This is a genomic window from Streptomyces sp. NPDC050549 (assembly GCF_040655035.1).
Lineage (GTDB): Bacteria > Actinomycetota > Actinomycetes > Streptomycetales > Streptomycetaceae > Streptomyces.
This window is the reverse complement of the sequence record NZ_JBFAJD010000007.1, coordinates 1-25,201: the sequence shown is the minus strand read 5'-3', so window position 1 is coordinate 25,201 and position 25,201 is coordinate 1. Positions and strand designations below refer to the sequence as shown.

At 71.6% G+C, this 25,201-nt stretch carries 21 protein-coding genes and 2 pseudogenes; 12 read left to right on the top strand and 11 right to left on the bottom strand.

Annotated features, from left to right (window positions below; translation table 11 throughout):
* Positions 1 to 6: 6 nt before the first annotated feature.
* Positions 7 to 690 carry a DUF4255 domain-containing protein gene (locus AB0I51_RS12845; RefSeq protein WP_362974259.1) on the bottom strand — a complete coding sequence of 228 codons (684 nt, stop codon included), beginning with the start codon at positions 688 to 690 and terminating at the stop codon, positions 7 to 9.
* A gap of 177 nt (positions 691 to 867) precedes the next feature.
* Positions 868 to 1,536, bottom strand: a complete 669-nt coding sequence (locus AB0I51_RS12840) for a LuxR C-terminal-related transcriptional regulator (RefSeq protein WP_362974257.1) — start codon at positions 1,534 to 1,536, stop codon at positions 868 to 870.
* Between the two features lie 201 nt (positions 1,537 to 1,737).
* Between AB0I51_RS12840 and AB0I51_RS12835 the strand changes: the two genes are divergently transcribed.
* Positions 1,738 to 4,515: an AAA family ATPase gene (locus AB0I51_RS12835; RefSeq protein ID WP_362974255.1), complete on the top strand. Its 2,778-nt coding sequence runs from the start codon at positions 1,738 to 1,740 to the stop codon at positions 4,513 to 4,515.
* Between the two features lie 8 nt (positions 4,516 to 4,523).
* On the opposite strand, the gene AB0I51_RS12830 is transcribed toward AB0I51_RS12835, so the two are convergent.
* Positions 4,524 to 5,783 carry an alpha/beta hydrolase-fold protein gene (locus tag AB0I51_RS12830; RefSeq protein WP_362974253.1) on the bottom strand — a complete coding sequence of 420 codons (1,260 nt, stop codon included), beginning with the start codon at positions 5,781 to 5,783 and terminating at the stop codon, positions 4,524 to 4,526.
* A 252-nt stretch (positions 5,784 to 6,035) separates the two neighbouring features.
* Here AB0I51_RS12830 and AB0I51_RS12825 point away from each other — a divergent pair, with 252 nt between their 5' ends.
* Complete coding sequence (locus AB0I51_RS12825; RefSeq protein ID WP_362974251.1) at positions 6,036 to 8,114, top strand: ATP-binding protein; 2,079 nt, start codon at positions 6,036 to 6,038, stop codon at positions 8,112 to 8,114.
* Between the two features lie 69 nt (positions 8,115 to 8,183).
* Here the strand turns inward: AB0I51_RS12825 and AB0I51_RS12820 are convergent, their stop codons facing one another.
* Positions 8,184 to 8,738, bottom strand: coding sequence for a DUF3455 domain-containing protein (locus tag AB0I51_RS12820; RefSeq protein ID WP_362974249.1), 555 nt, complete (start codon positions 8,736 to 8,738; stop codon positions 8,184 to 8,186).
* A gap of 314 nt (positions 8,739 to 9,052) precedes the next feature.
* On the opposite strand from AB0I51_RS12820, the pseudogene AB0I51_RS12815 reads away from it, so the two are divergent.
* Positions 9,053 to 10,046: pseudogene (locus tag AB0I51_RS12815) on the top strand (thaumatin family protein).
* A 21-nt stretch (positions 10,047 to 10,067) separates the two neighbouring features.
* Here AB0I51_RS12815 and AB0I51_RS12810 read toward each other — a convergent pair.
* The 3 genes from AB0I51_RS12810 to AB0I51_RS12800 all read right to left on the bottom strand — a co-directional run bounded on the left by AB0I51_RS12810 (position 10,068) and on the right by AB0I51_RS12800 (position 14,589).
* On the bottom strand, positions 10,068 to 10,700 hold the full coding sequence (locus AB0I51_RS12810) for a glycosyl hydrolase (RefSeq protein WP_362974247.1): 633 nt from the start codon (positions 10,698 to 10,700) through the stop codon (positions 10,068 to 10,070).
* A gap of 361 nt (positions 10,701 to 11,061) precedes the next feature.
* The gene (locus tag AB0I51_RS12805; protein ID WP_362974245.1) at positions 11,062 to 11,601 is read right to left on the bottom strand and encodes a sigma-70 family RNA polymerase sigma factor; all 540 of its coding nucleotides are present in this window, start codon (positions 11,599 to 11,601) and stop codon (positions 11,062 to 11,064) included.
* Positions 11,602 to 11,697: 96 nt separating this feature from the next.
* A complete protein-coding gene (locus AB0I51_RS12800) occupies positions 11,698 to 14,589 on the bottom strand; it encodes a BTAD domain-containing putative transcriptional regulator (protein ID WP_362974243.1) in 2,892 nt (963 codons plus the stop codon).
* A 359-nt stretch (positions 14,590 to 14,948) separates the two neighbouring features.
* Between AB0I51_RS12800 and AB0I51_RS12795 the strand changes: the two genes are divergently transcribed.
* The 4 genes and pseudogenes from AB0I51_RS12795 to AB0I51_RS12780 all read left to right on the top strand — a co-directional run bounded on the left by AB0I51_RS12795 (position 14,949) and on the right by AB0I51_RS12780 (position 17,560).
* Positions 14,949 to 16,259: an APC family permease gene (locus tag AB0I51_RS12795; RefSeq protein ID WP_362974241.1), complete on the top strand. Its 1,311-nt coding sequence runs from the start codon at positions 14,949 to 14,951 to the stop codon at positions 16,257 to 16,259.
* A complete protein-coding gene (locus AB0I51_RS12790; RefSeq protein ID WP_362974239.1) occupies positions 16,256 to 16,546 on the top strand; it encodes a hypothetical protein in 291 nt (96 codons plus the stop codon). The genes AB0I51_RS12795 and AB0I51_RS12790 overlap by 4 nt, the downstream gene beginning before the upstream one ends.
* A gap of 206 nt (positions 16,547 to 16,752) precedes the next feature.
* Positions 16,753 to 16,905: pseudogene (locus AB0I51_RS12785) on the top strand (SAM-dependent methyltransferase); the annotation flags it as partial.
* 118 nt (positions 16,906 to 17,023) lie between these two features.
* Positions 17,024 to 17,560, top strand: coding sequence for an SAM-dependent methyltransferase (locus AB0I51_RS12780; protein ID WP_362974676.1), 537 nt, complete (start codon positions 17,024 to 17,026; stop codon positions 17,558 to 17,560).
* Here the strand turns inward: AB0I51_RS12780 and msrB are convergent.
* The 4 genes from msrB to AB0I51_RS12760 form a co-directional block, all read right to left on the bottom strand.
* Positions 17,520 to 17,927 carry a peptide-methionine (R)-S-oxide reductase MsrB gene (gene msrB / locus AB0I51_RS12775; RefSeq protein WP_362974237.1) on the bottom strand — a complete coding sequence of 136 codons (408 nt, stop codon included), beginning with the start codon at positions 17,925 to 17,927 and terminating at the stop codon, positions 17,520 to 17,522. The two genes, AB0I51_RS12780 and msrB, sit on opposite strands and share 41 nt — an antisense overlap.
* Before the next feature lie 13 nt (positions 17,928 to 17,940).
* The gene (murC, locus tag AB0I51_RS12770) at positions 17,941 to 19,335 is read right to left on the bottom strand and encodes a UDP-N-acetylmuramate--L-alanine ligase (protein ID WP_362974235.1); all 1,395 of its coding nucleotides are present in this window, start codon (positions 19,333 to 19,335) and stop codon (positions 17,941 to 17,943) included.
* A gap of 108 nt (positions 19,336 to 19,443) precedes the next feature.
* Positions 19,444 to 19,917 (bottom strand): indole-3-glycerol phosphate synthase, encoded by a 474-nt coding sequence (locus tag AB0I51_RS12765; protein ID WP_362974233.1) that lies wholly within the window; start codon positions 19,915 to 19,917, stop codon positions 19,444 to 19,446.
* 154 nt (positions 19,918 to 20,071) lie between these two features.
* Positions 20,072 to 20,866 (bottom strand): pyrimidine reductase family protein, encoded by a 795-nt coding sequence (locus AB0I51_RS12760; protein WP_362974231.1) that lies wholly within the window; start codon positions 20,864 to 20,866, stop codon positions 20,072 to 20,074.
* Positions 20,867 to 20,903: 37 nt separating this feature from the next.
* Between AB0I51_RS12760 and zapE the strand changes: the two genes are divergently transcribed.
* The 5 genes from zapE to AB0I51_RS12735 all read left to right on the top strand — a co-directional run.
* Positions 20,904 to 22,007, top strand: a complete 1,104-nt coding sequence (gene zapE / locus AB0I51_RS12755; protein ID WP_362974229.1) for a cell division protein ZapE — start codon at positions 20,904 to 20,906, stop codon at positions 22,005 to 22,007.
* 154 nt (positions 22,008 to 22,161) lie between these two features.
* Positions 22,162 to 22,560, top strand: a complete 399-nt coding sequence (locus AB0I51_RS12750) for a hypothetical protein (RefSeq protein WP_362974227.1) — start codon at positions 22,162 to 22,164, stop codon at positions 22,558 to 22,560.
* Between the two features lie 88 nt (positions 22,561 to 22,648).
* Positions 22,649 to 23,227: a carbonic anhydrase gene (locus AB0I51_RS12745; RefSeq protein ID WP_362974225.1), complete on the top strand. Its 579-nt coding sequence runs from the start codon at positions 22,649 to 22,651 to the stop codon at positions 23,225 to 23,227.
* 8 nt (positions 23,228 to 23,235) lie between these two features.
* Entirely contained in the window at positions 23,236 to 24,696 is a 1,461-nt protein-coding gene (locus AB0I51_RS12740; RefSeq protein ID WP_362974223.1) for a SulP family inorganic anion transporter, read from the top strand.
* A 99-nt stretch (positions 24,697 to 24,795) separates the two neighbouring features.
* Positions 24,796 to 25,201 (top strand): SPFH domain-containing protein (locus AB0I51_RS12735; protein WP_362974221.1); only part of this gene is annotated, 406 nt, incomplete at its 3' end.

The window sequence follows — 25,201 nt, the reverse complement described above, 5'->3', positions numbered from 1 at the left end:
CGACGGTCACGTCCCCGTCCCCGTCGTCCTCCTGCGCCGCGCCACCTCGCGGGCGTCCCGTGCCGCCGCTACCTGGCGCGGGCGGTGGGCCCGTTCCTCCGGGCCCGGGGACGTACCGTCGAGGCCGTGGACGCGCACCGCGGCGCCCTCGGTGACCGGTGGTCCCGCGTCGTACTCGGGGTAGGCCGGGAAGGGCGCGGTGACGACGAGGTCGAGGGAGGGCTTGAGTTCGCCGCCGAGGGCGGACCAGATCTCCGCGAGGGACCGTGACTCGGTCTGGATGCCGGCCACCGAGATCGGCACGGAGAGGCCCAACTGACCCAGCGATCCGGGGAGTTCGGTAGGGGAGAGCAGCTCGCGCGGGATCAGGGTGGCCAACACGGCGGACAGCAGGCGGTGTTCGTCCTGAGGCCGTTTCGTCCACGCCGTCACCAGGTACGACAGCCGGAACCAGCGCGGCGGCTGGCGGCGCTTGACGACCACGTCCCGCTCGTCGCGCACGACGACATGCCCGCGCTGGCGCCGGTGCACGTCCTCCCTGATGTCGTACAAGTAGGTGTTGATCGTGGGGGTGTTGCGCCGGGCCGCCCAGTCGCGGGTCGGTGCCTCGAAGGAGACCTCGATGCCCGAACCGGCCAGTGCGCCGCCGCCGATCAGGTCCTTGAGGACCTCGTCCACCTCGTGGATCACCGCCGTGCTCCCGCCCTGCCGTGCTGTCGTGCCCCGCCGTACGCGTCGGCGCCCGATACGCCCCTGTCGGCCGTACTCCGATCGTGCCGTTCCAACCGGCCATGACCGCAAGCACGTTGGGGACGCAGGGAGGGCACGGCAGGTTGCCCGCGTGTCCGGCTTCGAGTGCCCGTTCGGTCAGATGTAGCCTTCCCGGAGGGCATGGGCCACTGCGTGTGCCCGATTGCGCAGATGGAGGCGGGTGGTGAGCCCGTGCATCACGTTCTTGACGGTGCGTTCGGAATAGGAGAGCTTGCTGGCGATCTCTCCGGTGTCGAGTCCCTCGGCGACCAGCCGCAGGACGTCCACCTCACGCGGCACGAGCCCCGCCGTCTGGACTCCGGAGCGGCCCGCCGCGCTGCGGTGCAGCGTCCCGACCTGTTCGACGAGTCGGCCGATCAGATCGGCCGGCAGATCGCCGTCGCCGCGGGCCGCGGCGATCACGGCCTGCACCAGACGCTGCGCGGTCGCCTCCTGGCGCCATACGATCGCGCCGACCCCGCACTCGATCACATCGAGCAATTCCGCCTCGCGCAGGGCTCCTACGACGAGTACGGCCCGCCCGCCCTCGCTGCGCACGAGTCTGCGCAGCTTGGTGAGCGCGGCTTCGTCGAGCGTGTCGGCGATGAACAGGGCCACCCTGCCGGGGCCGGTGTCGTTCTCCTCGCGGAGGTCGATCTCCGGGTATCTGCGCAGTTGGCTGAGCGCTCCCTCGCGCGAGATCGGGTCCGGGGCGTGGACCGCCACGGGTATCCGGTCGCCGGAGTCGGCCGTACCGGGATGCGCGGTCCGCGATGAGCTGAGCAACGTTCTCCCTCGAATCCACATACGTGCCACCCCAGTTGCGCTGGTGGCGGCCGTGTACTCCTCACCCTCGTGGGGCGGGTGGGGCGCGCGCAATCGTGGAGCACCACGAGCAGCACCACGAGATCGGACGAACGACGGACCACGACGGATGCGAGGAGGACCGCGATGAAGGGGACCACACCTGACGCCAGAATGTCCGTGATGCCCTGCGAACACCGGGACGCGGCACGGCTGTTGGCGGCGGAGGCCGCGCATGCCCGCGCGGGTTCCGGCCGCCTCGTGCTGCTGCGCGGGGCCACCGGGACGGGCCGTACCACAGTGCTGGAGGCCGCCGCGGAGGACGCGGAGGCGCACGGCATGCGGGTGCTGCGGGCCCGCTGCTCGCCCCGCGACCAGGCGATCCCGTATGCCGCCGTCCTGCAACTCCTCGGCCCGGTGCCGGAGTTCGCGGATCTCGCGGTCGACGGGGACGAGCGGGCGAGCGCCGCCCGGCTGTGGCGGGTGCTGCGCTCGTACGCCGACCGGGCACCGCTGCTGATCGCCGTGGACGACGTCCATCTGGCGGACGCCGCCTCGCACCGCTGGCTGGTCGAGTCCGCCCGGCACGTGGACCGATTACGGATCCTGCTGGTGGTCACCGAGCGCAGCCAGTACGACATCGAGCCGTCCGCGCCGGGGCTGACCCACACCCTGTCGCCCGCGCTGGTCCGCACCCACACCCTGGCCCCGCTGACCACCGACTCGGCCGCCGGGCTGGTCCGTTCGGTGCGCGCCGACGCGTCCGGGCCCTGGGTGGACGGCTGTGTCCGGGCCGGCGCCGGCAACCCCCTGCTGCTGCGTGCCCTGCTCGACGACCTCGGTTCCGGTCGGCATCCGAGGGTGCCGCAGACGTCCGCCGCGCTGTACCCGGGGGCGTATCCGGCGGCCGTGTCCTGGTGGCTGGAGTGCGCGGGCCCGGCCACCGGCGAGGTCGCACGGATCCTGGCCGCACTGGACGAGGGCTGGGCCGGGGACCCTTCCGCAGCCCTGCCCGCCGATCGCACCGCTCCCGCGCCCGTCGACGAACTGGTCGCCCTGATCGCCGAGTTGGCGGGTGCCGACCCGGCGCGGGTGGCCGGCTGGCTCACCGCGATGACCGGGCTCGGGATGTTGCGCCAGGACCCCGACGGGCGCCCGCGCTACGCGCATCCACTCCTGCGCGACGCGGTGCTCACCGGCGTGCCCGCGGCCAGACGGCGGGCCGCGCACGCGGCGGCGGCCGAGACGATGCAGCGCCACGGCGGGTCCCCCGACGCGGTCGCCCGGCAGCTGCTGCTCGCCGACCCGGTGGGTGCGCCCTGGACGTCGGCCGTGCTCCAGGAGGCGGCCTCGCTCGCGCTGCGGGACGGGCGCGCGGACGACGCCGTCGCCTTCCTGCGCCGGGTCCTGGAGGAACCGCTGCCGGACGACAGCAGACAGCGGCTGCTCACCGAGCTGGGTTCCCTGGAGTACACGCGGACCTCCTCGGCCGGCATCCCCCGGCTGAGCGAGGCACTGCGGCTGTCCGGGGCGCCGCAGGACACGATGCGCGCGGCCGTCGCCCTCGGCACGGCACTGGCCGGCCGGGGCAGGACCGTGGCCGCCGTGGACGTACTCCGCACGGCGGAGGACGAGTTGACGGACCGTCCACGGCTGGTGCGCACCCTCCAGACGGCGTCGGTGCTGCTGGCCGAGCAGGACCAGTCGGTGCGGCAGGACGTGTACCGGTGGCTCCGTGATGCCGCGGCGGACTCGCCGGAGCTGGTGGGCACGGCCGGTCGGGCGCTGGTCGTGCGGCATGCGGCCACGGCCGGGCTGATCTCGGCGGCGGAGGCGATGCGGCGGCTGCGCGGTCTGCTGGCCGAGCCCGCCGACCCGCTGACCGAGCCCTTCCTGCTCGGCACGGCCGCCGCCGTGGCCCAGTGGGCCGACGAACTCCCGGAGGCGGAACGGCTGGTGGAGCGCGGGCTGGTCGGGCAGCGTCCCGACCTGCTGCACCCGATGCACGACGCGCTGACCAACGTACGGGCCGACATCCTGTCCGCCCGCGGCGAGCACGGGCAGCTGCTGACGGAGGCGTGGGCGCGGAACTGGGCGCGCGGCACGCCGTCGAACGGGCACGCCCACATCCTGCTGGCGCTGCTTGCGACCGGGCAGGAGGCGCGGGCGCTGCGCCTCGCGAACGGTTTCGACCTGCGGTCGGCGCCCGACTCCTGGGAGTTGAACCGTTTCCTGTACGCGCGGGGGGTGCTGCGCGCGGCGGGCGGCGACGCGGCGGGCGCGCTGCACGACTTCCTGGAGTGCGGGCGCCGGCAGTCGGCCCGTGAGGTGGTAAGCCCGGTCGTCACGCCGTGGCGTTCGGCCGCCGCCGAGTGTCGGCTCGCCTTCGGCCGCTCCCGGGAGGCGATCGGTCTGGCGGAGGAGGAGCTGCGGCTGGCCCGGGTGTGGAACACGCCCCGCACGGTGGGCCGTTCGCTGCGGGTGCTGGCCGCGGCGACCGGCGGGCGGCGGGGTGTGGAGCTCGCCCAGGAGGCCGTGGGGCTGTTGCGGGAGGCGCCGGAGGGGACGGAGACCGAGTTGGTGCCCGCGCTGATCGCGCAGGGCCGGGCGCTGACCGCGGTCGGGGACCGTAGGCGGGCCCGCGGGTGTCTGCGGGAGGCCGCGGAGCGCGCCGAGCGGCTGGGCGCGACCCGGCTACGGGCCCTGGCGGAGGGGGCGTTGGGCGAGAGCGGCGCCCGGCGCAGAGTCCCGGCCCGCACCGGTGCGGGGTCGCTCACCGACAGCGAGCGCCGGATCGCCGAGCTGGCCGCCGACGGCCGTACGAACACCGAGATCGCCGATCTGCTGCACCTGGCCCGGCGCACGGTGGAGACCCATCTCACCAGTTCCTACCGGAAGCTGGGCATCCAGCGCCGGGGCCAGCTGCCCCGGACGCTGGGACGGGGCGGCCAACGCCCGTGATGCGGACGCTACTTGCGGGTGCGGGCGGTCGGGGTGGGCTCGGTGCCCTCCGCGCGCACGGTGCTGTGGGCCTTCTTCTTGGGGAGGTGCCGGGGCACGACGTCCTGGGGGAAGGTGAGTTGCTGGTTCATCCACTTCAGGGCGGCGGGCATCTCCCGTACCCAGGTGGGGAAGTTGTGGCTGCCCGACTCGGGCAGGATGGACACGACGCGCATGGGCGCCTTGACGGCCTTGACGAAGGCGAGGGTCTGCGGGTAGCCGCGCTCGCCGTGCTTGCTCTCGGCGACCAGAACGGAGACCTGGGGTGCGGGCAGGTGCTTCAGCCGCCACATCAGGTCGTGTCCGTTGACCCGGTTGACGCGGCCGAGTCCGCTGCCGAAGAGGTTGCCGGTGGTGGGGTCGTCCTTGACCCTGTAGTCGGGCGAGAGCGCGGCGGCCGTGGTGTAGACGTGCGGGTTGCGCATCGTCAGCTGCAAAGCGCAACTGCCGCCGGAGGAGTAGCCCATGACACCCCAGGCGCTGGCGTCGTGGCCGACCCGGTAGACGGACTTCAGGGCCTGCGGGAGGTCCTTGGCGAGGAAGGTCTCGGTCTGCGGTCCGCCGGGGACGTTCACGCACTCGGTGTCGCGCGGCGGGGCGATCGTGGGCCGGATCATCACCATGATGGTCGGCTGCATCTGGCCGCTCTTCTGCAGCTGTCCGGCGGTCTGCGACACCCGCAGGTACTGGGCGAGGTTGAAGATGCTGCCGGGGTAGCCGCTGAGTGCGACGACGACCGGGAAGCGCTGCCTGGCGTACGCCTTCTGGAAGTACTGCGGCGGCAGGTAGACGAAGGCCGGGTCGACGACGCCGGTGCGGCGGCCGATGACCTTCACGGACTCCACCTTCCCGTTGACCGCGGGATTGCCGGTGGGCAGGCCGCTGACCCGGTTCAGCTGCTCGTCGGAGGCGGGCTGCACCAGCGCGCCCTTGACGGAGATGCCGGTCGCGCCGCCGTTGTGGTCGGCCGCCTGGGTCACGCCGACGGGCGTGGTGTCGGTGTTGCCGAAGAGCTCGTCCCACGATCCGAAGAACTGGTACGAGGAGTTCAGCCAGCACGCGAACGCGGCGATAATAGTGACCTGCGTCACTCCGATGGCCGTCAGCCGCCCGAGCACCTGCCGCACGCCGGGCTTCGCGAGCCGCGGCCACAGCCAGACAAGCAGCGCCACGCAGACGACGGCGACGGCCGCCATCACATAAACGGTAGTCTCGCTGGTCAAACCCATGCCACTCAGTCCCCGGTTCCTTGCCTGTGCTCGTTCCTTCACACAGAAGGAGGGCTACGAACCCCTTCGCGTTCCTCAACGAGCGCGAATAGGACAAAGAAGCGGGTCTCTTACCGTTTCCACGGACGACTCGCCGGACGACCCACCCTCCCCGGTAAGACCTACGTAAGGTCCGGCCCTGTCCCGTCGTCCGGCCCGACCCGGTAGGTTTCGCAGCGGCCCGAAGAGGCTGGCTCCGGGGAAAGGAACGCCATGGCGAAGGAGGACTCCGCCGTGCTGGCCGACAGACTGGCGTCCGCCCGGTTGCAGTACTTCGTCGGCAGGCAGCGGGAACTGGCGCTCTTCCGCCGCGCGGCGGCCGGCGAACCGGGCGCCCCGACGGTCATCGTGCTGCACGGGCCGGGCGGCATCGGCAAGAGCGCCCTGCTCCAGCGGTTCGCCGCGGAGACGCACGCCATGGGCCGGCCGGTCGTGAGCGTCGACGCCCGTACGATCGACCGCTCCCCGTCGGCCTTCGAGGCGGCGACCGCCGAGGTCTTCGTCCGCGACAACGCTGTCCTGCTGGTCGACGACTTCGAGCGCTACCGGGACATGGAGGAGTGGATACGCGACCGTTTCCTCCCCCGGTTACCGGCGGGCGCCCTGGTCGTCGTCGCCGGCCGTCTCGCCCCCGACCCGCTCTGGAAGGCGGACCTCGGGTGGAGCGAGCTGCTCCAGGTCGTGCCGCTCAGGGAGTTGGAGCCGGCGGACTCGGCGGCCCTGCTCGCCTCCCAGGGCGTCGACCCCTCCTCGCACGCGGCTCTGCTCCGGTTCGCCGCCGGCCATCCGCTCGCCCTGCGGCTGGCCGCGGAGGCCGCGGCGCACGACAACACGTCGACGGACGAGGTGTTCTGGGCGCCGTTGCGCACGGTCGTCGACCGGCTGCTGACGCACCTGGTCGGCAAGCCGCCGTCGTCCGCGCACCGGCGGGCGCTGGAGGTGTGCGGCCATGTCGCCGACACCACCGAGGAGTTGCTGCGGGTTGCGCTCCCCGACGAGGACGCCACCGAACTCTTCGCCTGGCTGCGGCAGTTGTCGTTCATGAAGTCGGGGCCCTTCGGGGTGTGCCCGTACGACGTCGTCCGGGACGCTCTCGACAGCGACTTCCGCTGGCGCGATCCCGAGCGCTACAAGGCCATGCACCGCACGGTGCGCCGGCATCTGGTGGAGCGCGTCCGCGAGGCGCCGGAGAAGGAAGCCCTGCGCGCTGCCCGCGAGTTCAACCACATCGTCTCCAGGGCCCAGTGGCTGCGCGAGTTCCAGGGCGACCGCGCCGAAGGAGCCGTCCATGAGCAGCCGATGCGGCCGGAGGACGCCCCGGCGCTGATCGAGCTCACCCACAGAGTCGAGGGCGAGCACAACGCCCGTGTCGTGGCCCACTGGTTGACGCGTCAGCCCGAGGCGTTCCACGTCCACCGTCGCTGCGACACGGGCCAACTGCTGGGATTCATGACCTGGTTGAGGATCGACGAGCTGGACGACGAGACCCGGGCGGCCGATCCCGTTACGGCCGAGGCGTGGGACCTGGTGTCCGCGATGACACCCCCGCGCCAGGGCGAACACCTCGGTGTGGCCCGGTTCATGGTGCACGAGCAGAACCATCACCGCCCCTCGCGGTCGTGGGACCTGGTGCGTATGCGGATCGTCTTCGAGCTGCTGCGGGCCAAGCACTGCGCCTGGTCCTGTTTCGTCAGTGCCGAACCGAAGTTCTGGGCGCCGCTGATGACCTACCTGGGCATGTTCCAGCCGCCCCGCCAGGCCGTCCACGCCGATCGCGGGTACGGCCTGTTCTGCCACGACTGGCGGGCGGCTCGGGTGGAGGAGTGGGCCGAGGGAATCGACGCCCGCCTGCTCGGCGGGGCACCGGCGGTGGCGGCCGGGAAGCCCAAGTCCCGTCTCACGTCGCTGAGTCGGGAGGAGTCGGACGCCGCGGTCCGCGAGGCGCTGCGCGGCTGGCTCGACCCGGGCGGGCTCGCCGACAACCCGCTGCTGCGCAGCCGGCTGGTGGAGGAGCTCAGCGAGGGCGACCCGGTGACCGCGCTGCACGACGTGATCTGCAAGGCCGTACAGCGGCTGAACGCGCATCCCCGGACACGGCATCTGTACGAGGTGCTGACGGCGACGTACCACTCGACGTCGACGCAGGAGGCCGTGGCGCGGAAGCTGAACCTGGCGTTCAGCACCTACCGCAGGCATCTGGCCCGCGCGCTGGACGAGGTGCGCGAGACGGTGTGGGACTGGGAGGTGCACGGCCGGATCAGGGCCGAACAGGAGCCGCCGCAAGGGAGTTGAAAGGAGACGGGGCAGTGGCTCCCGGTCGCCCGGAAGGCCACTGCCCTTGCCCTCGTACCAACTGCCGTGTTACTCGGCGGGCTTGTAGAACGCGTAGGTGGCGGTGTACTGGACGCTGACCTGGTCCGTGCCCGTGCAGGCACCGGCCGGGGCGACGCCGCCGTCCGTGCCCAGGCGCTGGATGTAGGAGACGCCGCCGAATACGCCCGTGCCGCGCGTGGCGGTGGCCTTCAGCAGCAGCTCCGGAATGGTGCCGGTCTTGGGCGAGTTGGCGATCGCGGAGCCGTTGACGGCGCTGCCGTCCACGGTGGACACCCACACCGGGCCACGGGAGTGGAGGGCGACCGAGCGGTGTGTGCGGTCGTTCTTGGCCCACAGGGTGGCGGCGGGCTCCAGCAGGGTCCAGGCGCCGTTGGTGCAGGTGTAGGTCTGGACGCCGGCGGCGGAGAAGACGCCGGTGAGCTTGTTGCCGTCGGGGACCTTCAGCGCGTCGGGCACGGTGACACCGAGGCGGACGGGCGGCTTCGGGGTGGCGGCCTGGCCGACGGTCGCGCTCGCGAGCGTGGCGCCGGCTACGGCGGTGAGGGCCGCGGTGGTGAGGACGAGACGTTTGGCGATCTTCATCGGTGTGTCTCCAGAGCACTTTCTGAACATGGTCGCGATTCCTGCGACAAGGTCGCGGGTATCCGGACTTCCGGGCCGATCAGATGATCTTCGGCCCCGCTGACGCAATGTACGGCCGATCAATCGCGGCCGGGTTGCCAACTTCTGATCGACTTATGGCCAGCACTGCTCACCCACGGCGCACTCGTCCGAAACAGGTATTGCCGTCCCGTTTTCCGTTGTCCGGCACGACGGCCGCCGGTCTCCTCTACGGAAGCTCCGCCGGCCGCGTCGCCGCACGGCGGAGATGTGGGTACGGACAGGAGTGTTGAGAGATGCCTCGTAGACAGGCCGCCCTGATCGCCGCCGCGGTCCTCACCTGCCTCGCGGTGGTGACCGGCGTACTGCTGGCCCGCGCGCAGACGGGGCCGCCGCCGGGAGGCCGTACCGTCGCGGACCCGTCGTCCACGCACGCCACGGCGACCGCCGACTCCCCGTCCCTCCCCCGCACTTCGCCCACGACGACCACGTCACCGCGGACCACGTCCTCGCCCACTCCTCACGCACACAGGTCGCCCCGCGTCACCGCCTCGCCGTCCCGTACGTCCGCCGGACAGGTGAAGGCCGTCGGCAAACGGACCGTCACGCTGGTCAACCGGCTCGACCGGACGATCTGGCCGGCGATCGCCGCGGACCCCAAACACCCTGTGGAGGCGACGGGTTGGGAGCTGAAGCCCGGGGCGAGCGTCAGCTTCGCGGTCCCCGACCACTGGGACGTCCGGGTGTGGGCGCACCGGCTGCTCCTTCGACTCGGCCGGCAACGGCCACTGCACGACCGGGGACTGCGGCCACTTCCAGTGCGGGTCGACCTGGGGCGAATTCCCTTCCACACTGGCCGAGTTCAACCTGAACGCCTGGAACGGCATGGACTTCTACGACGTCAGCCTGGTCGAGGGCAACAACCTGCCGATGTGGATCAACAGTTACGGCGGTTCGGCCCAGGACAAGATCGACGCGAACGGCTGTTCCGCCGCCGGGTGCACCCGGGACGCCAACGCGACCTGCCCCGCCAAGTTGCAGCGGATCAGGGGCGGTCGCGTCGTCGCGTGCCTCAGCGCCTGCCTGGTGTTCAAGACCGACAAGACCTGCTGCACGGGCGCCTACGCGGCGCGCCCCCAGTGCGTCCCCTCGACCTGGCCCGTCGACTCGGCGGCCGTGTTCAAGAAGGCCGAGCCCTTCGCGTACTCCTACGTCAACGACGACGCGACCAGCGTCCCCACCTGCTCCGGAGAGTGCGGCTACCGCATCACCTGGGGAGTGAGCCCCTGACCTTGTACGCGGCCGGGCCGGTCAGTCCGCGGACTGGAAGGCCCGGCCCGCCGCGGTCGTCGTCGTGCCGTTGACGAAGAGCCCGCTGCTCGGCTTCGACGGGTCGGCGCCCAACCCGAACCACGCGTAGCGCTGCACATAGGACAGGCCGTCGAGCGCCTTGGTGGACGCGGTGACGAAGTCCGCCTGCTGCTGCGCGGACGGGAAACGGGTGCCCTGGGAGAAGTCGATCAGCGCGTACTCGGTGAGCCAGATCGGCTTGTGGTAGCGCGCGTACACGGCGGCCAGATACGACGTCAGCTGCTGCACGGCCTGCGGGGTGCGGAAGTCGCCGCCGTACCAGTGCAGGGTGATGAAGTCGACGCGATAGCCCTTCGCCCCGGCCCCGGACATGAAGCGGTCCAGCCAGCCGCCCGCCGTGTCCCCGCCGTAGGCGACCGCGGGGCAGCCCAGGATCTTGCCCGCCGCCATGAGCTTGGGCCACAGCTGCAGCGCCTGCTCGACCGTCATGTTCGACTGCTGCGCCATGTCGGGTTCGTTGAACCCCAGCAGATACGGGCCGTACGACCGGGCCTGGGCGAGCGAGGCGTCGGTGACGGACTTCGCACCCCAGATCATGGGCACGAAGGAGCCCGAGGAGGGTGTCGTGTACACGGGGTCGGTGTCGTGAAAGGTTCAACCGAGTTCGCGTCGCACGTGCTCGCCACGTTCCGAAAGGTTCGGGCGACTTCGCATCGAACGTTCTCGCCGGGTGGCTCCGTGTAGTCGGTGGAACGGAACCTCGGAGGGCTTGGGTGGACACGACGAGCAACGGCGCGGGCACGAGGCCCGGGCCGGCGGCCGACGGGGCGCACCGCCCGGTCGTGGTCCCCGATCCGGCGCAGACGGGCGGGCAGCGCGCCGCCCCGCAGTCGGTGCGGGGGCCGGACCGGCCTGGTCCACGGTGAGGCGAACGGCGCGCACCGGCGCACCGACGCCGACGGCCACGTCGACATCCCGGTCCTCGATGTCCGGCTCACCGTTCGGGCGTGAGCCCCTTGCCGGCCTCGGCGCGCAGGATGTTCAGGGCGTAGTGCCGGCGGGACTTGACGGTGCCCGCCGGTATGCCGAGGACGCGCGCCGTCTCCTGCACGGTCCGGCCGCACAGATAGGTGTGCAGCAGGACCTCCCGGTGCTCGTGGGACAGTCGGCGCAGCAGGCCGGTCGCCACCACGGAGGCCAGTACGGCGCCGGTGTGGTCGGGCAGGGGCACGTCCCGGTCCTCGGCGCCGATGGTCTCGTGGCGGGCGACGGCGCTGCGCGTCCGGTCGACGACGAGGTTGCGGGTCACGGTGAGGAGCCAGCCGCGTACCGATCCCTCGGTGCTGTAGAGGCGTTCCACGTGCGGCCAGGCGCGGATGAGGGTCTCCTGCACGATGTCCTCCGCCATGTGACGGTCGTTCAGCAGCTTGTCGGCGTAGGCGAGCAGTGCCTTCGCGTGCTCGGACATCATCGTGCGCAGCAGTTGGTTGCGGTGCGCGGCTGTGGGGAGGTCCGTGGAAGTGATGGGGGTCATGTTCCAGTCCTGAAGGGGAATGCCGTACGCGCTTCCGGCTCCGGGTGGAGCGGAGCGGGGATCGTAGGCAGGGCCCGCTTTCGGGACGCTGACGTTTTACTGTCGCGAAGGCCGTTCGGATTCGGCGGGGCCCGTCAGCCTGTGCCGGACCTGCTCGGCGTCCGGGTGGCCGATCTCGTCGAGGATGCCGAGCGCCGCCCGCCAGGCGAGCGCGGCCCGGGTGTCCTGGTGGCCGGCGCGGTGGGTGTCGCCGATGTGCACCAGGGTGTCGGCCTCCAGGTAGCGGTCGCGGATCTCCCGGTACAGCCGCAGCGCCTGTTCGTAGCACTCCAGCGCCCGCTCGTGGTCGTGCAGGTGGTGATGGGCGTAGCCGAGGCTGTCCAGGGCGGCGGCCTCACCGTTGCGGTCACCGGTCTCCCGGTGGGCTGCGACCGCCCGGCCGCACTCGGACAGGGCGTCCTCGTACTTGCCCATCAGGATGTACGTCCAGCCGACCTCGTTGGCGATGCCGGCCTCGTCGTTGCGCCGCCCGGCCGCACGGCAGAGCGCGCTCGCCTCGGCGTAGTGGCCGAGGGCCGCTTCGTGCCGTCCGCGCCCGTTGGCCAGGAAGGCGAGCCTGCGCAGGGTCCTGCTCCGGCCGGCCGGGTCGCCGATCTCGCCGAACAGCTCCAGGGCGCGCGACAGATGGGCGTCGGCCTCGTCCGGCCGGTCGAGACGACCGCTGACGAATCCGAGCGCGAGGTGGGCGAAGGCCTGGCCGGGTATGTCGCCCAGGCGCCGGGCCGCTTCAACTGCCGTTGTCTGCGCGTCGAGTTGCTCGGGCCAGCGGCCGTTCCGGTCGAGGTACAGCTCCAGGACCGAGGCCAGTTGCCAGCTGTGTTCGCCGCCGCCGTGCCGGGCGTCCTGCTCGATCGCGGCGAGGACGGCGGAGCGGTTGGTCTCCAGCCAGTCGACCGCCGCCGCCTGGTCGGGCAGCCTCGGGACGGTCACCCCGGGTGTGTGGGGCCGCAGTTGGACGCGGTCGCGGCTGGGCATCAGCAGGCTGTCGGCCGCGTGCGCGGTGTGCAGGTAGTGGTCGAGCATGCGGCGCCCGGCCGCGTCCAGTTCCTGCGCGGAGTCGTGTGCGCGGGCCAGTTCGGCGGCGTAGGCGCGCAGCAGTTCGTGACAGCCGTAACGGCCCGGCAGGGGTTCGGAGATCAGATGCGCCCGGGCCAACTCGGCCATGACCGGCCTCACTTGGCCGACCCGCTGCCCGGCGAGGCTCGCGACGGCGGCGAGCGAGCAGTCGGGTCCCGGGTGCAGGGCGAACAGGCGGAACACCCGGGCGGCGGCGGGACTGAGGAGTTGGTACGACCAGGAGAACGCGCTGCGGGCGTCGGTGGCGGGCGATTCTCCGGCGAACGCGTCGAGACTGTCCTCGCTGTCGGAGAGTTCGGCGGCGATGGAGGCGAGCGGAAAGGCCGGGTTCACCACCGCGCGGGCACTGACGACGGCCAGCGCCAGCGGGAGCCGGCCGCACAGGGTGATGAGCTCCGTGACGGCGTCGGGTTCGTCCGCGATCCGTTGGGCACCGAGCCGGCGGGACAGGAACGCGCGTGCCTCCGCCTCGGTGAGCACGTCCAGCGTCAGCGAGTGGGCGCCCTCGCCGGCCACCAGGCCGTAGAGCTGGTTGCGGCTGGTGACGAGGACCAGGCAGCCGGGGGCGCCGGGCAGCAGCGGGCGGACGTGCTCGGTGTCGCGGGCGTTGTCCAGCACGATGAGGACACGCCGGTCGGCGAGGAGGCTGCGGTACAGCGCGGCCTGCGCGTCGAGCCCGGCGGGAATGCGCTGCCCGGGGACGCCGAACGCGTCGAGGAACGACCGGATGGCCTCGGCCGCGCTCATGATCGAACCGCTGGGATGGAAGGCGCGCAGATTGACGTAGAGCTGCCCGTCGGGGAACCGGTCGGCGACGCTGTGCGCCCAGTGCACCGCCAGGGTCGTCTTGCCGACGCCTGCCATGCCGCCGATGGCGCTGATCACCACCGTCGGCGTCGACGCGTCGGACCCGGGCAACAGCTCCTGGACATGGGCGAGTTCATTGCGACGGCCGGTGAAGGCGGGCAGATCCACCGGGAGTTGAGCCGGGCGGATCGTGGCGACAGCGTCCGGCTCCGACGCCGGCACCTCTTCCGCGTCCTCGCCGGGTCCGGCCGGCCGCGCTCCTCGGGAGGGCGTGACGGCACCCGGGGTGCGGGTGTGTCCGAGGACCCGCTGCAGAGCCGCCTGGAGTTCTGGGCCCGGCTGTACGCCCAACTCGTCGGCGAGCCGGGTGCGTACGGTCCGGTGGACGTCAAGGGCCTCGGCCTGATGGCCCGTTGCCGCGAGCACCAGGATCAGTCTGGCCTGCAGCCCTTCGTCCAACGGGTGTTGGGCCGCGGCCTGCCGGAGCGTCACCAACACCCTTGCGCCCAGGCCCGGTCCGGCTTCCAGGGCGAGTTCGGCGGCCTCCTTGACGGCGGCCAGGTGCTCGTCGTCGAGGGCGGTGAAGGCCGGGTGGGACCGCGCCTCGGGCGCGATCCCGGAGGCGGCCGGCCCGCGCCACATGGCCAGTGCCTCGATCAACAGCCCGGTGGCGGTGGGAGGTTGGCCGTCCCGTGCGGCCTGCTGCCGCAGGGCCCGGAAGCGCAGCAGGTCGAGATCGTCGGGGCCGACTTCGAGGCGGTAGCCGCCCGAGCCGCGCACCAGCCACCGTGACTGGCCCCCCGCCGGTAGTTCGGGTTCGAGCAGCCGCCGCAGTGCTCCGACGTGCCGCTGGACGACGTTGACGGCGCTGTCCGGCGGATCCTGTCCCCACAGGGCGTCGACGATCTCGTGGACGGCGACGGGATGCCCCGCCTCGGTCAGCAGCAGCGCGAGCAGAGCGCGCTGCTTGGGGGGTCCCAGCGCCAGTTCCGTGTCGCCGCGCCAGGCCCTGACCGGTCCGAGAACGGCAAAACGTGTACGCACCGAGTCTCCTGTGCCGACCGTGACAACGTCTGCGGCCGGTCCGCCCGTCCTCGGGGCGCTCGGCCGCGAACGGGCATAGAGTCCGCGCGAACCGCGCGACGACGGGTTGACCCGCCACGGGGCGTCGTCGGGGTTCGTGGGGTGCCGGGCGGGGCGAGGGAGTCGCGGCGGACGACTCGATCGCGTCGGTGCCCAGCACTGCGGGAGCAGATCGGCGTGTCCGGGAACGGGAGCGGCGGCGGCCACGTCGACCCGGGCGACGTCCCGGCCGCGCGGTCGCGGGAGCGGGGTGACCGGGCGAAGGCACACCTCCTCCTCGTACTCGGCTACCGTTCGCCGAGTACGAAAAGGAGAGGGCGATGCACGCGGAAAGAGCACCGGCGGGCACGGGTGGGATGAAGGCGGGCACGGGTGGGATGAAGCGGCGTCTGGGCCTGTCCGACGCCGTCGTGATCGGCCTGGGATCGATGATCGGAGCCGGGATCTTCGCGGCCCTCGGCCCGGCGGCCGACGCGGCCGGTTCCGGACTGCTGCTCGCCCTGGCGCTGGCCGCCGTCGTGGCCTACTGCAACGCGACGTCCTCGGCACGACTGGCCGCCCTCTACCCCCAGTCCGGCGGCACCTACGTCTACGGCCGCGAACGCCTCGGCGCCTTCTGGGGCCACCTGGCCGGCTGGGCCTTCGTCGTCGGCAAGACGGCCTCCTGCGCGGCCATGGCCCTCACCGTCGGCGCCTACCTCTGGCCCGGTCACACGCACGCGGTGGCCGTGGCCGCCGTAGTGGCGCTGACCGCGGTGAACTACACCGGCGTGCAGAAGTCCGCGCTCCTCACCCGCGCCGTCGTCGCCGTCGTCCTCACCGTGCTCTGCGCCGTGATCATCACCGCCCTGACCTCCGCCCACGCGGACACCGCACGGCTGGGCATCGGCTCGGACACCACCGTCGGCGGACTGCTCCGGGCCGCGGGTCTGCTCTTCTTCGCCTTCGCCGGCTACGCCCGTATCGCCACCCTCGGCGAGGAGGTCCGCGACCCCGCCCGCACCATCCCGCGCGCGATTCCGATCGCGCTCGGGATCACCCTCGCCGTCTACGCCCTCGTCGCCGTCTCCGCCCTGACGCTGCTGGGCCCGCACGGTCTGGCGCACGCCACCGCCCCGCTGTCGGACGCCGCGCGCGCGGCGGGCGCCGACTGGCTGGTGCCGGCCGTCCGCGTCGCCGGCGCCGTGGCCGCACTCGGCTCACTGCTCGCGCTGATCCTCGGAGTCTCCCGCACCACCCTCGCCATGGCCCGGGACCGGTACCTGCCGCACGCCCTGGCCTCCGTCCACCCCCGCTTCGGTGTTCCCCACCGCGCCGAACTCGCGGTCGGCACGGTGGTCGCCGTCCTCGCCGCGACCACGGACGTACGCGGCGCGATCGGCTTCTCCTCCTTCGGTGTCCTGGCGTACTACGCCATCGCCAACGCCTCCGCCTGGACCCTCACCGCGGAAGAAGGCCGACCGAACCGCCTCGTCCCCGTCATCGGCCTCGCGGGCTGTGCGACGCTCGCCTTCGCCCTGCCCGCGAGCACCGTGATCTCCGGCACCGCGGTCCTCGTCCTCGGGGCCGCCCTCTACGGACTGCGCAAGGTCTCCCGTACGACCGACTCCGAGGATCCACGCAGCCGATGAACAGTTCCGCAGACGACGACATCCGCGCGTTGGTCGACGCCCTGAAGCGACGAACCGCGGCCCGGGGAGAGCGAGTCCCGGCCCTCGATTCGGTCCTCCACCTGGTCGCCAACGACGAGGCGGAGATCGCGATCGACGGCCTGATCCACACGGCCAACGCGTTCCGGCTCCTCTCGCGGCAGGGCGAGTACGACCGCCTCCTGGCGGCGGCCGCCCGACTCGACCACGCGGACGGCGTGACCGACATCGATCCCGACTTGCTCCGCCCGGTCTCCGAGGACATCTGACGGCGCGGCTCCGGTTCGGGCACGACCACGGCCGTGCGCGATCCGACCTCCCCATGTGACCGGCGACTGTCTTCCCCGCCCCGGACAACTGGACGGAAGATGGTGACCTGCCAAGTCGCGCCCCCGCGCAACTCCCCACGTGGCGAAGCCCGTTGGAAGCCCGTTGGAAGCTCATTGGAAGCTCGTTGAGCGAAAGGTGACTCCTCATGGCCGACGAGCCGATCGCGCCACAGGGTCCGCCCGGCATCGAACCCGACGTGCCCAATGTGGCCCGGATCCACGACTACTTCCTCGGCGGCCGCACCCACTATCCCGCCGACCGCGCGGCCACCCGGCGCATCACCGCCGCCAACCCGCAGGCACCTCTGCTGGCCCGCGCCATGCGCCGCCGGCTGGTACGGGTCGTGGCCGCGATGACCGCCGGGGGGCATCACCCAGTTGCTCGACCTGGGTGCCGGTCTGCCCACCCAGGACAGCGTGCACGAGGTCGCCGCCCTCCACCACCCCGACACCACGGTCGTCCACGTCGACAACGACCCCACCGTCCTCGCCCACGGCAGACCCCTGCTGCGGCCCGGACGATCCCACCTGCTCCTGGGCGACGTGGAGGACATGGCATCCGTCCTCGACCACCCCGACCTGCACACCCTGATCGACCTCAGCGCCCCGCTCGGCGCCCTTTCGCCTTCCTTCCACGCGCACAGCCGAATCACCTCGCGGTCCTCGAAGCGTGCCCGTCGCCGCCGACGGATCTCCTGTTCCGTCATGGATTCCACGCCCCGTCCGTGTCCGACACCGGCCGACTCCTTTCAGGAAGGAGGTCCTGTCCGGATCGGCCGGTACCGCTGGCCGCGGTGCGCTCGGTGCGCCGAAGAAGAAGTGACACACATGCGGGTGCCCGCCCACCGTCGCGCACGGTGGACGGGCACTGACCTACGCACTTGTGATCACGGCACTGCCGCGTCCGGAGCGCTCAGCCCTCTTCCGGCGTCAGCCGCAGCGAAATGCTGTTGATGCAGTAGCGCTGGTCCGTGGGCGTCGCATAGCCCTCTCCCTCGAACACATGCCCAAGATGCGACCCGCACCGAGCGCACCGCACCTCGGTGCGCACCATGCCGTGCGAGCGGTCCTGGATCAGTTCGACCGCGTCGGTGTCCTTCGGGTCGTAGAAGGACGGCCAGCCGCAGTGGGACTCGAACTTCTCGTTCGAGGTGAAGAGTTCGGCGCCGCAGGCGCGACAGGAGTAGACGCCCTTCGTCTTGGTGTCGGTGTACTCACCGACAAAGGCGGGCTCCGTGCCTGCCTGCCGCAGCACCGCGTACTCGGCCGGGTTCAGCTCCGCGCGCCATTCCTCGTCCGGCTTTTCGACGTCGTACGACATGAAGCTCAGCCCCTTACTTCGCGAGACGGTCCAGGATCCGCGGGCCGAGGTCTGTCACATCGCCCGCTCCCATGGTGAGAACCAGATCACCGGGCTTCGCCATTCCCGCGACGGCCTCGGGGACGTCCGCCTTGTCGTGGACCGGGGTCACGTCGGCGCCCGCCGCGCGCGCGGCCTCGATGATCAGGTCGCTGGTGACGCCGGGGATCGGGTCCTCGCGGGCCGGGTAGATGTCCAGGACCAGCGAGGCGTCCGCGAGGGCGAGGGACTGGCCCATCTCCTTGCCGAGCTCCTGGGTGCGGGAGAAGAGGTGGGGCTGGAAGACGACCAGCAGCCGCGCGGTGGAGGCCGCCGCGCGCATCGCCTCCAGGTCCGCCGTCATCTCCGTGGGGTGGTGGGCGTAGGAGTCGATCACCTGGACGCCGGCCGCCTCGCCCTTGAGCTGGAGGCGCCGCTTGACGCCCGTGTAGGCGGCCAGCGCGGGCGCCAGTTCCGCCGCCGGGACGCCGAGCGCGGCGCCCGCGGCGAGGGCGGCGACCGCGTTGCTCGCGTAGTGGCGGCCGGGGACCGAGACGGTGAAGGTGAGTTCCTCGCCGCCCAGGACCACCGTCACCTCGCTCTTCAGGCCCTGCGCGACCACGGAGAGGATGCGGACGTCGGCGCCCTCCGCCTCGCCGTACGTCACCGTCTTCACGGAAACGGAGTCGGCCACCCGGCGCGTCAGTTCTCGCGCGCCCTCGTGGTCCGCCGAGATCACCAGGGTGCCGCCGGGCACGATCCGGTCGGCGAAGGTCTGGAAGGAGTCGTAGATCTCTTCCATGGACGCATAGTTGGCGTGGTGGTCGAGCTCCACGTTGAGGACGATCGCGACCTCGGGCGCGTACTTGTGGAAGCTGCGGTCCGATTCGTCGGCCTCGGCGACGAAGATCTCGCCGTCGCCGTGCAGCGCGTTCGAACCGGGGGCGTCCAGGTCGCCGCCGATCGCGTACGAGGGCCTCAGGCCCAGCTCGGTCAGCGAGACCGCGAGCATCGACGTGGTGGTCGTCTTGCCGTGGGTGCCGGCCACGGCGATCGGGCGCAGGCCGTCCATCAGGCGGGCGAGGGCGTCCGAGCGGTGGACGACCGGGATGCCCAGCTGGGCCGCGCGGGCCAGCTCGGGGTTGTCCTGGCGGATCGCCGACGACACGACCACGCAGGTGGCGTCGTCGGCGAGGTGCTCCGCCGCGTGCCCGATGTGCACGGTGGCGCCCAGGGCGCGCAGCGCGTCGGCGGTCGCGGAGTCCTTGGCGTCGCTGCCCGCGACCTTCGCGCCGCGCTGCGCGAGGATCTTGGCGATCCCCGACATTCCGGCCCCGCCGATGCCGATGAAGTGCGGTCGGTCCATGGCGGTGGGAAGGCCGGGTGCCATGAGTGTCTCCCTGTGCGTGCTGGTTCCGTACGGATACGACGGACGTTCGGCGGCCAGCCTATTCGGTGCCACCGACAATCACGGACACCCGCCCGCCGCACCCGTCCGCTACTCCTTGCTGTGCGAGAACAGCTTCAGCACCGGTACTCCGACCTTGTGACGGGCCCGCGAGGCCCAGTCGCGGTGGAAGAACTCCTCCACGTAGTGGGGGTCGGTCAGCACGATGACCTCGTCGGCGCCGATCTCGTCCACCAGGGTCTTGAGGGCGTCCAGCGGGTGGTCCTTGATGAGGCGCCCCTCCGCCGCGCTGCCGGCCGCGTGCAGGGCTTCCAGGGACACCGAGAGGGCCTGTGCGCCCAGTTCCGCCGCGTCCTTCCCCTCGGGGGTCTCCCGCTCGTGCGCCGCTTCGTCGAGTTCGCCGAGGGCGACGTCGTCGATGGCCCGCAGCAGGCGGTCCGCCTGGTCGCCGCGGGGCTGGAGCAATACGTGGAAGGAGACGGTCTCGTCACCGTGCAAGGTGGTGACGAACTCCACGTCGGCGGACGTAAGGGCCTTCTCGATCATCAGTACGCTTGTGAACACCAGGCGCCCCTTCTCCTTGGAGGACCCTCGGGCCCTCTCTCCTCCGTGGGCCTGCCAGGCCCTGCGGAAACCATCCTGCCCCGTGATCGCACGGGTACTGCCGGATTTAGTGTGCCCGTCGAAAGACAAACGGAACGGATCATTCCGCCCGTTCTCAGGTCCGACGGTAGCGACCGAACAGGAACCCGGCCTCTTCCAGCAGGGACACCAGTTCGAAGCGCTGAGGAACCTTAACCGACGGCCCCCCGGCGATCCGCTGCGCCTCCCCCGCCACGAGCATCGGCGAGAGGGTCACACACAGCTCGTCGAGGACCCCGGCGGCCACGAACTGCCCGAGCAGCCGCGGCCCGCCCTCGGTCAGCAGCCGGGTGTGCCCGAGGTCCGCGAGCACCCGTACGGCCCGCGCGGGGTCCACGCCGGCGCCGTCACCGGCGGCCACCACCCGGGCGCCCGCTTCCTCGGCCGCCGCGACCCGTTCGGGGGCGGCCGCGGCGCCCGTCAGGATCAGCGTCGGCACCAGGGGCGAGACGAAGAGCGGAAGCGAGAAGTCCAGGTCGAGGCTTGCGGTCACGACGGCGATCACGGGGGCGGGCCCCTGTCCGGCCGCAGCCCTGGCCGCCGCGAACTTCGCACGCGCGCGTGCGGGCCGGTAACCCTCCTGGCGTACCGTTTCCGCACCGACGACCACGACATCCGCCAACGCCCGCAGGGTGCCGAAGATCCGCATGTCGGCGGGCCCGGAGATGGGCTGCGAGCGGCCCTCGTGCTGACCGGCCCCGTCGAGTGTGGACACCATGTTGGCGCGCAGCCAGGGGCCGTCGGCGGCGGGGTAGGCGTACGCCTCCGCGAGTTCCGCGAGCCCCCACTCCTGGTCCGTCCCACGCGCGTCAGGGGCCCCGTCCGAGGCCTGGGCTGCTGTTTCGTCGGTCACAGGGAACAGGCGTCGCATGTCGTGCAGTGTGGCACGGCCCTTAGAGTGGTGAACCGTGTCGTCCTCCTCCGCCGCCTCCGGGATCAGCCCGATAGCAGACGCGGCCCCGCTGTCCCTGTGCGCCCGTGAGCCGTTCGTCCCCGCGGACCGGCTGGTCGCCGAGATGGTGCCGCCGCCGCGCTTCGACTCGGTGCGCTTCGCCACGTACCTCCCGGACCCGAACCAGCCCAGCCAGACCGAGGCGGTCGGCGTCCTGGAGAACTTCGCCGCCGGACTCGGCGGGGCGCACGCCGCCACCGCGAAGCGCGGTTTTCTCGGCTTCGGCAGGGGCAGGGCGGCCAAGACCCCGGCGGGCCCCCGTGGCGTCTACCTGGACGGCGGCTACGGCGTCGGCAAGACCCACCTGCTGGCCTCGCTGTGGCACGCGACCCCGGCCGAGCCCGCGCTCAAGGCCTTCGGCACCTTCGTGGAGCTGACGAACCTGGTCGGCGCGCTCGGCTTCCAGCAGACCGTGCGGACGCTGTCGGGCCACCGTCTGCTGTGCATAGACGAGTTCGAGCTGGACGACCCGGGCGACACCGTCCTGGTGTCGACCCTGCTCGGCAGGCTGGTCGACGCGGGTGTGGCGCTCGCCGCCACCTCCAACACGCTGCCGGGCAAGCTCGGCGAGGGCCGGTTCGCGTCGGTCGACTTCCTGCGCGAGATCCAGGGCCTGTCCGCGCACTTCCGCTCGCTGCGCATCGACGGCGACGACTACCGCCACCGCGGCCTGCCGGAAGCCCCGGCGCCGTTCACCGACGAGCAGGTCACGAAGGCGGCGTACGCCACCGCCGGCGCCTCCCTGGACGACTTCCCGCACCTGCTCGCCCACCTCGCGAAGGTCCACCCCAGTCGCTACGGCGCCCTGACCGACGGCCTCAAGGCGGTCTGCCTCACCGACGTCCGGCCGATACCCGACCAGTCGACCGCCCTGCGGCTCGTCGTCCTCGCGGACCGGCTCTACGACCGTGAAGTGCCCGTCCTGGCCTCGGGGTTGCCCTTCGACCGGCTGTTCAGCGAGGAGATGCTGAACGGCGGTTATCGCAAGAAGTACTTCCGCGCGATCTCCCGCCTCACCGCACTCGCCCGCGACGCCAAGAGCCTCGTCGAAACCGCCTAGTTCACGCCAGCCGAGGCGCGCTTTTCACGCTCTCTCGGAACGGAAACGCTCCGTTAACCCTGCAAACAACTTCACCGGGTTACCGTGTCACTTGACCAGCCGTTGACCTGGCCTTGGTCTGCACGAGAAGCACGGACCAGTTGAAGGGGGGCGCATGTTCCGAGGTAAGACAGCCCGGACCGTCGTGACGCTCCTCACTGCGGTCCTGCTCGCCCTGCCGTTCTTCGCACCCATGGAATCCTTCGCACCCGCGCACACAGCGCGTCATGCGGAGGCCAAGGCACAACCCGGGCTCAAGCTCAGCGGCAAGGCCCTGCGCTCCGAGACCATCACGTTCCGCGACTGCGGCGCCTCCGGGTCCCCCACCGTCCCGCTGCGTCTGCGCGACCGTTTCCGCACCGTCGACTGCGGGCCCGAGACACCCGAACGCCCCCTGCTTACGCAGGACCCGGCGGCCGTACGAACACAGGTGGCGCCCGGCGCGGCGCACCAACGCACAGTGAGATCCTCGACAGCGCACTCTCCGGCGGCACTTCAGGTCTTCCGCTGCTGAGAGCCGAGCAGGCAGTCAGTTCCCCCACGCACACTGTCATGCAAGCCCGACGCGCCCAGAGGGCGCGCCAGGAGGAGTACTCACGCCCATGCAGCCCCTCATCGACAACGCCCGTACGTTCGGACAACGCCCTGAGGAGTTCGCCAAACTCGCCGAAGGCCAGTCCCCGCAGGTGCTGTTCATCACCTGCTCCGACTCCAGGGTCGTACCGGCCCTGATCACGGGCGCCCGCCCCGGCCAGCTCTTCGAGCTGCGCACCGCCGGCAACATCGTTCCGCCGTACGCCTCCCAGCACCCCACGAGCGAGGCGTGCACCATCGAGTACGCCGTGGAAGTCCTCGGCGTCTCCGACATCGTGGTCTGCGGCCACTCGCACTGCGGCGCGGTCGGCGCCCTGGTGCGCGGCGACGACCTGACCGCCGTACCGGCCGTGCGCGACTGGCTCACGCACGCGACCCCGAAGCCGGAGGGGACGGTCGACGACCCGGCCGTCTCCGAAGGCGTGCAGAGCCATGTCCTGACGCAACTGCTGCGGCTGCGCTCGTACCCGTACATCGAGAAGAAGCTGAAGGACCGTCAACTCGCCCTGCACGCCTGGTTCTACGAGGTCCACACGGGTGCGGTCCTGGTGCACGACCCGGCCGCCGACGCCTTCAAGTCCCTGTGAGCGCGCCGATGCCGACCAAATTCCCCCATCTGCGGGAGGACTTCGCCGCCTCCCTCGTCGTGTTCCTGGTCGCGCTCCCGCTCTGCGTGGGCGTGGCCGTCGCCTCCGGTGTGCCGGCCGAACTCGGCCTGGTCACCGGCATCGTGGGCGGGATCGTCACCGGACTCATGCGGGGCAGCAGCCTCCAGGTGTCCGGTCCCGCCGCCGGTCTGACCGTGCTGGTCTTCGAGGCGGTACGGGAGTACGGACTGCCCGCCCTCGGGGTCATCGTGCTCGCGACCGGTGTGCTCCAGGTCCTCATGGGCGTCCTGAAGTTGGGGCGCTACTTCCGGGCCATCTCGGTCTCGGTCGTCGAGGGCATGCTGGCCGGTATCGGACTGGTGCTGATCGCCGGGCAGTTGTACTCGGTGGCGGGGGCGAAGGCCCCCGCCTCGGGTCTGGACAAGATAGCCGAGCTGCCCGGCGCGCTCGTCGATGCCGCCGGGAACACGAAGGCGCTGGCCTCGCTCGCGCTCGGCGCCGCCACCATCGCCGTCCTGGTGCTGTGGAAGCGGCTGCCGGCCAGGATCCGTACGGTGCCGGGTCCACTGGCCGCCGTAGGACTGGCGACGCTCGCCGCGCTCGCCTTCGGGCTGCCGGTGGCGACCGTCGAGGTGCAGGGGCTGCTCGGGTCGCTCCAGCCGCCGCCGCTCGGCGCGTTCGGTGAGCTGGCGCAGGTAGGGCTGCTGGGCACGGTGGTCGCGTTCACGCTGATCGCGTCCGCGGAGTCGCTCTTCAGCGCGGCGGCGGTGGACCGGCTGCACTCCGGGCCGCGCACCGAGTACGACAAGGAACTGGTCGCGCAGGGCGTGGGCAACACGATCTGCGGACTGCTCGGCGCCTTGCCGATGACCGCGGTGATCGTGCGCAGCGCGGCGAACGTGCAGGCGGGCGCGCGGACGAAGGCGTCCCGGGTCATGCACGGCGTATGGCTGCTGCTGTTCGCGGCGCTGCTGCCGAACGTCCTCGCGTACATCCCGATCCCGGCCCTGGCGGGCATCCTGGTGCACGCCGGCGCCAAGCTGATCCCCGTCCGGGAGATCCTGTCGCTGTGGCGCGAGCACCGGGGCGAGGCGCTGATCCTGGTCGTCACGGCGCTGTCGATCGTCGCGGTCAGCATGTTCGAGGGCGTGCTCATCGGGCTCGCGCTGGCTGTCGCCAAGACCGCGTGGGAGGCCTCGCACATCAAGCTGGAGGTCGTCGACAAGGGCGCCGGGCCCGTCCAGGCGTATCTGACGGGCAACGCGACCTTCCTGCGGCTGCCGAAGATCCTCGACAGCCTGGAGGCGCTCCCCCAGGACCGGCCGGTCGAGCTGCACCTCTCCGGCCTGCACCACCTGGACCACGCCTGCCGTAAGGCCCTGGAGAACTGGGCCGAGCGGCACAGCGCGGCCGGTACCGAGCCGGTGAAGGTCACGGCGGTGAAGTAGCGGGGCCGGTGCCTGCTCCGGGGTGATCGTGGCCCTGGAGCAGGCACCGGGCATACCCTTGCAGGAGCAGACAAAAGACCTCTCCGCTAGGGGGTCAGGATGCTCCAGGAACTGCTGGTGGCGGGCGTGGCGGCCGCTTCCGCGTGCGCCGTCTACGCCGCCGCGGCGGCGAGGGTCGTCAAGCAGTACGAGCGCGGGGTGGTCTTCCGCCTCGGGCGGGTGGTCGGCGAGGTGCGGGGGCCCGGCTTCACCACGGTCGTCCCGTTCGTGGACAAACTCCTCAAGGTCAACATGCAGATCGTCACGATGCCGGTGCCCGCGCAGGAGGGCATCACCCGCGACAACGTGACGGTCCGGGTGGACGCGGTCGTCTACTTCAAGGTCGTCGACGCGGCCGACGCGATCGTCAAGGTCGAGGACTACCGTTTCGCCGTCTCGCAGATGGCCCAGACCTCGCTGCGCTCGATCATCGGCAAGAGCGACCTGGACGACCTGCTCTCCAACC

Excerpts from the sequence above, each read along its gene's own strand:
- AB0I51_RS12760 (WP_362974231.1), bottom strand. The coding sequence starts at position 20,866 with ATGCGACGCCTGTTCCCTGTGACCGACGAAACAGCAGCCCAGGCCTCG.
- AB0I51_RS12820 (WP_362974249.1), bottom strand. The coding sequence starts at position 8,738 with ATGAAGATCGCCAAACGTCTCGTCCTCACCACCGCGGCCCTCACCGCC.
- AB0I51_RS12805 (WP_362974245.1), bottom strand. The coding sequence starts at position 11,601 with ATGACCCCCATCACTTCCACGGACCTCCCCACAGCCGCGCACCGCAAC.
- msrB (WP_362974237.1), bottom strand. The coding sequence starts at position 17,927 with ATGTCGTACGACGTCGAAAAGCCGGACGAGGAATGGCGCGCGGAGCTG.
- AB0I51_RS12750 (WP_362974227.1), top strand. The coding sequence starts at position 22,162 with ATGTTCCGAGGTAAGACAGCCCGGACCGTCGTGACGCTCCTCACTGCG.
- murC (WP_362974235.1), bottom strand. The coding sequence starts at position 19,335 with ATGGCACCCGGCCTTCCCACCGCCATGGACCGACCGCACTTCATCGGC.
- AB0I51_RS12835 (WP_362974255.1), top strand. The coding sequence starts at position 1,738 with ATGCCCTGCGAACACCGGGACGCGGCACGGCTGTTGGCGGCGGAGGCC.
- AB0I51_RS12790 (WP_362974239.1), top strand. The coding sequence starts at position 16,256 with ATGAACAGTTCCGCAGACGACGACATCCGCGCGTTGGTCGACGCCCTG.
- AB0I51_RS12740 (WP_362974223.1), top strand. The coding sequence starts at position 23,236 with ATGCCGACCAAATTCCCCCATCTGCGGGAGGACTTCGCCGCCTCCCTC.
- AB0I51_RS12745 (WP_362974225.1), top strand. The coding sequence starts at position 22,649 with ATGCAGCCCCTCATCGACAACGCCCGTACGTTCGGACAACGCCCTGAG.
- AB0I51_RS12795 (WP_362974241.1), top strand. The coding sequence starts at position 14,949 with ATGCACGCGGAAAGAGCACCGGCGGGCACGGGTGGGATGAAGGCGGGC.
- AB0I51_RS12830 (WP_362974253.1), bottom strand. The coding sequence starts at position 5,783 with ATGGGTTTGACCAGCGAGACTACCGTTTATGTGATGGCGGCCGTCGCC.
- AB0I51_RS12825 (WP_362974251.1), top strand. The coding sequence starts at position 6,036 with ATGGCGAAGGAGGACTCCGCCGTGCTGGCCGACAGACTGGCGTCCGCC.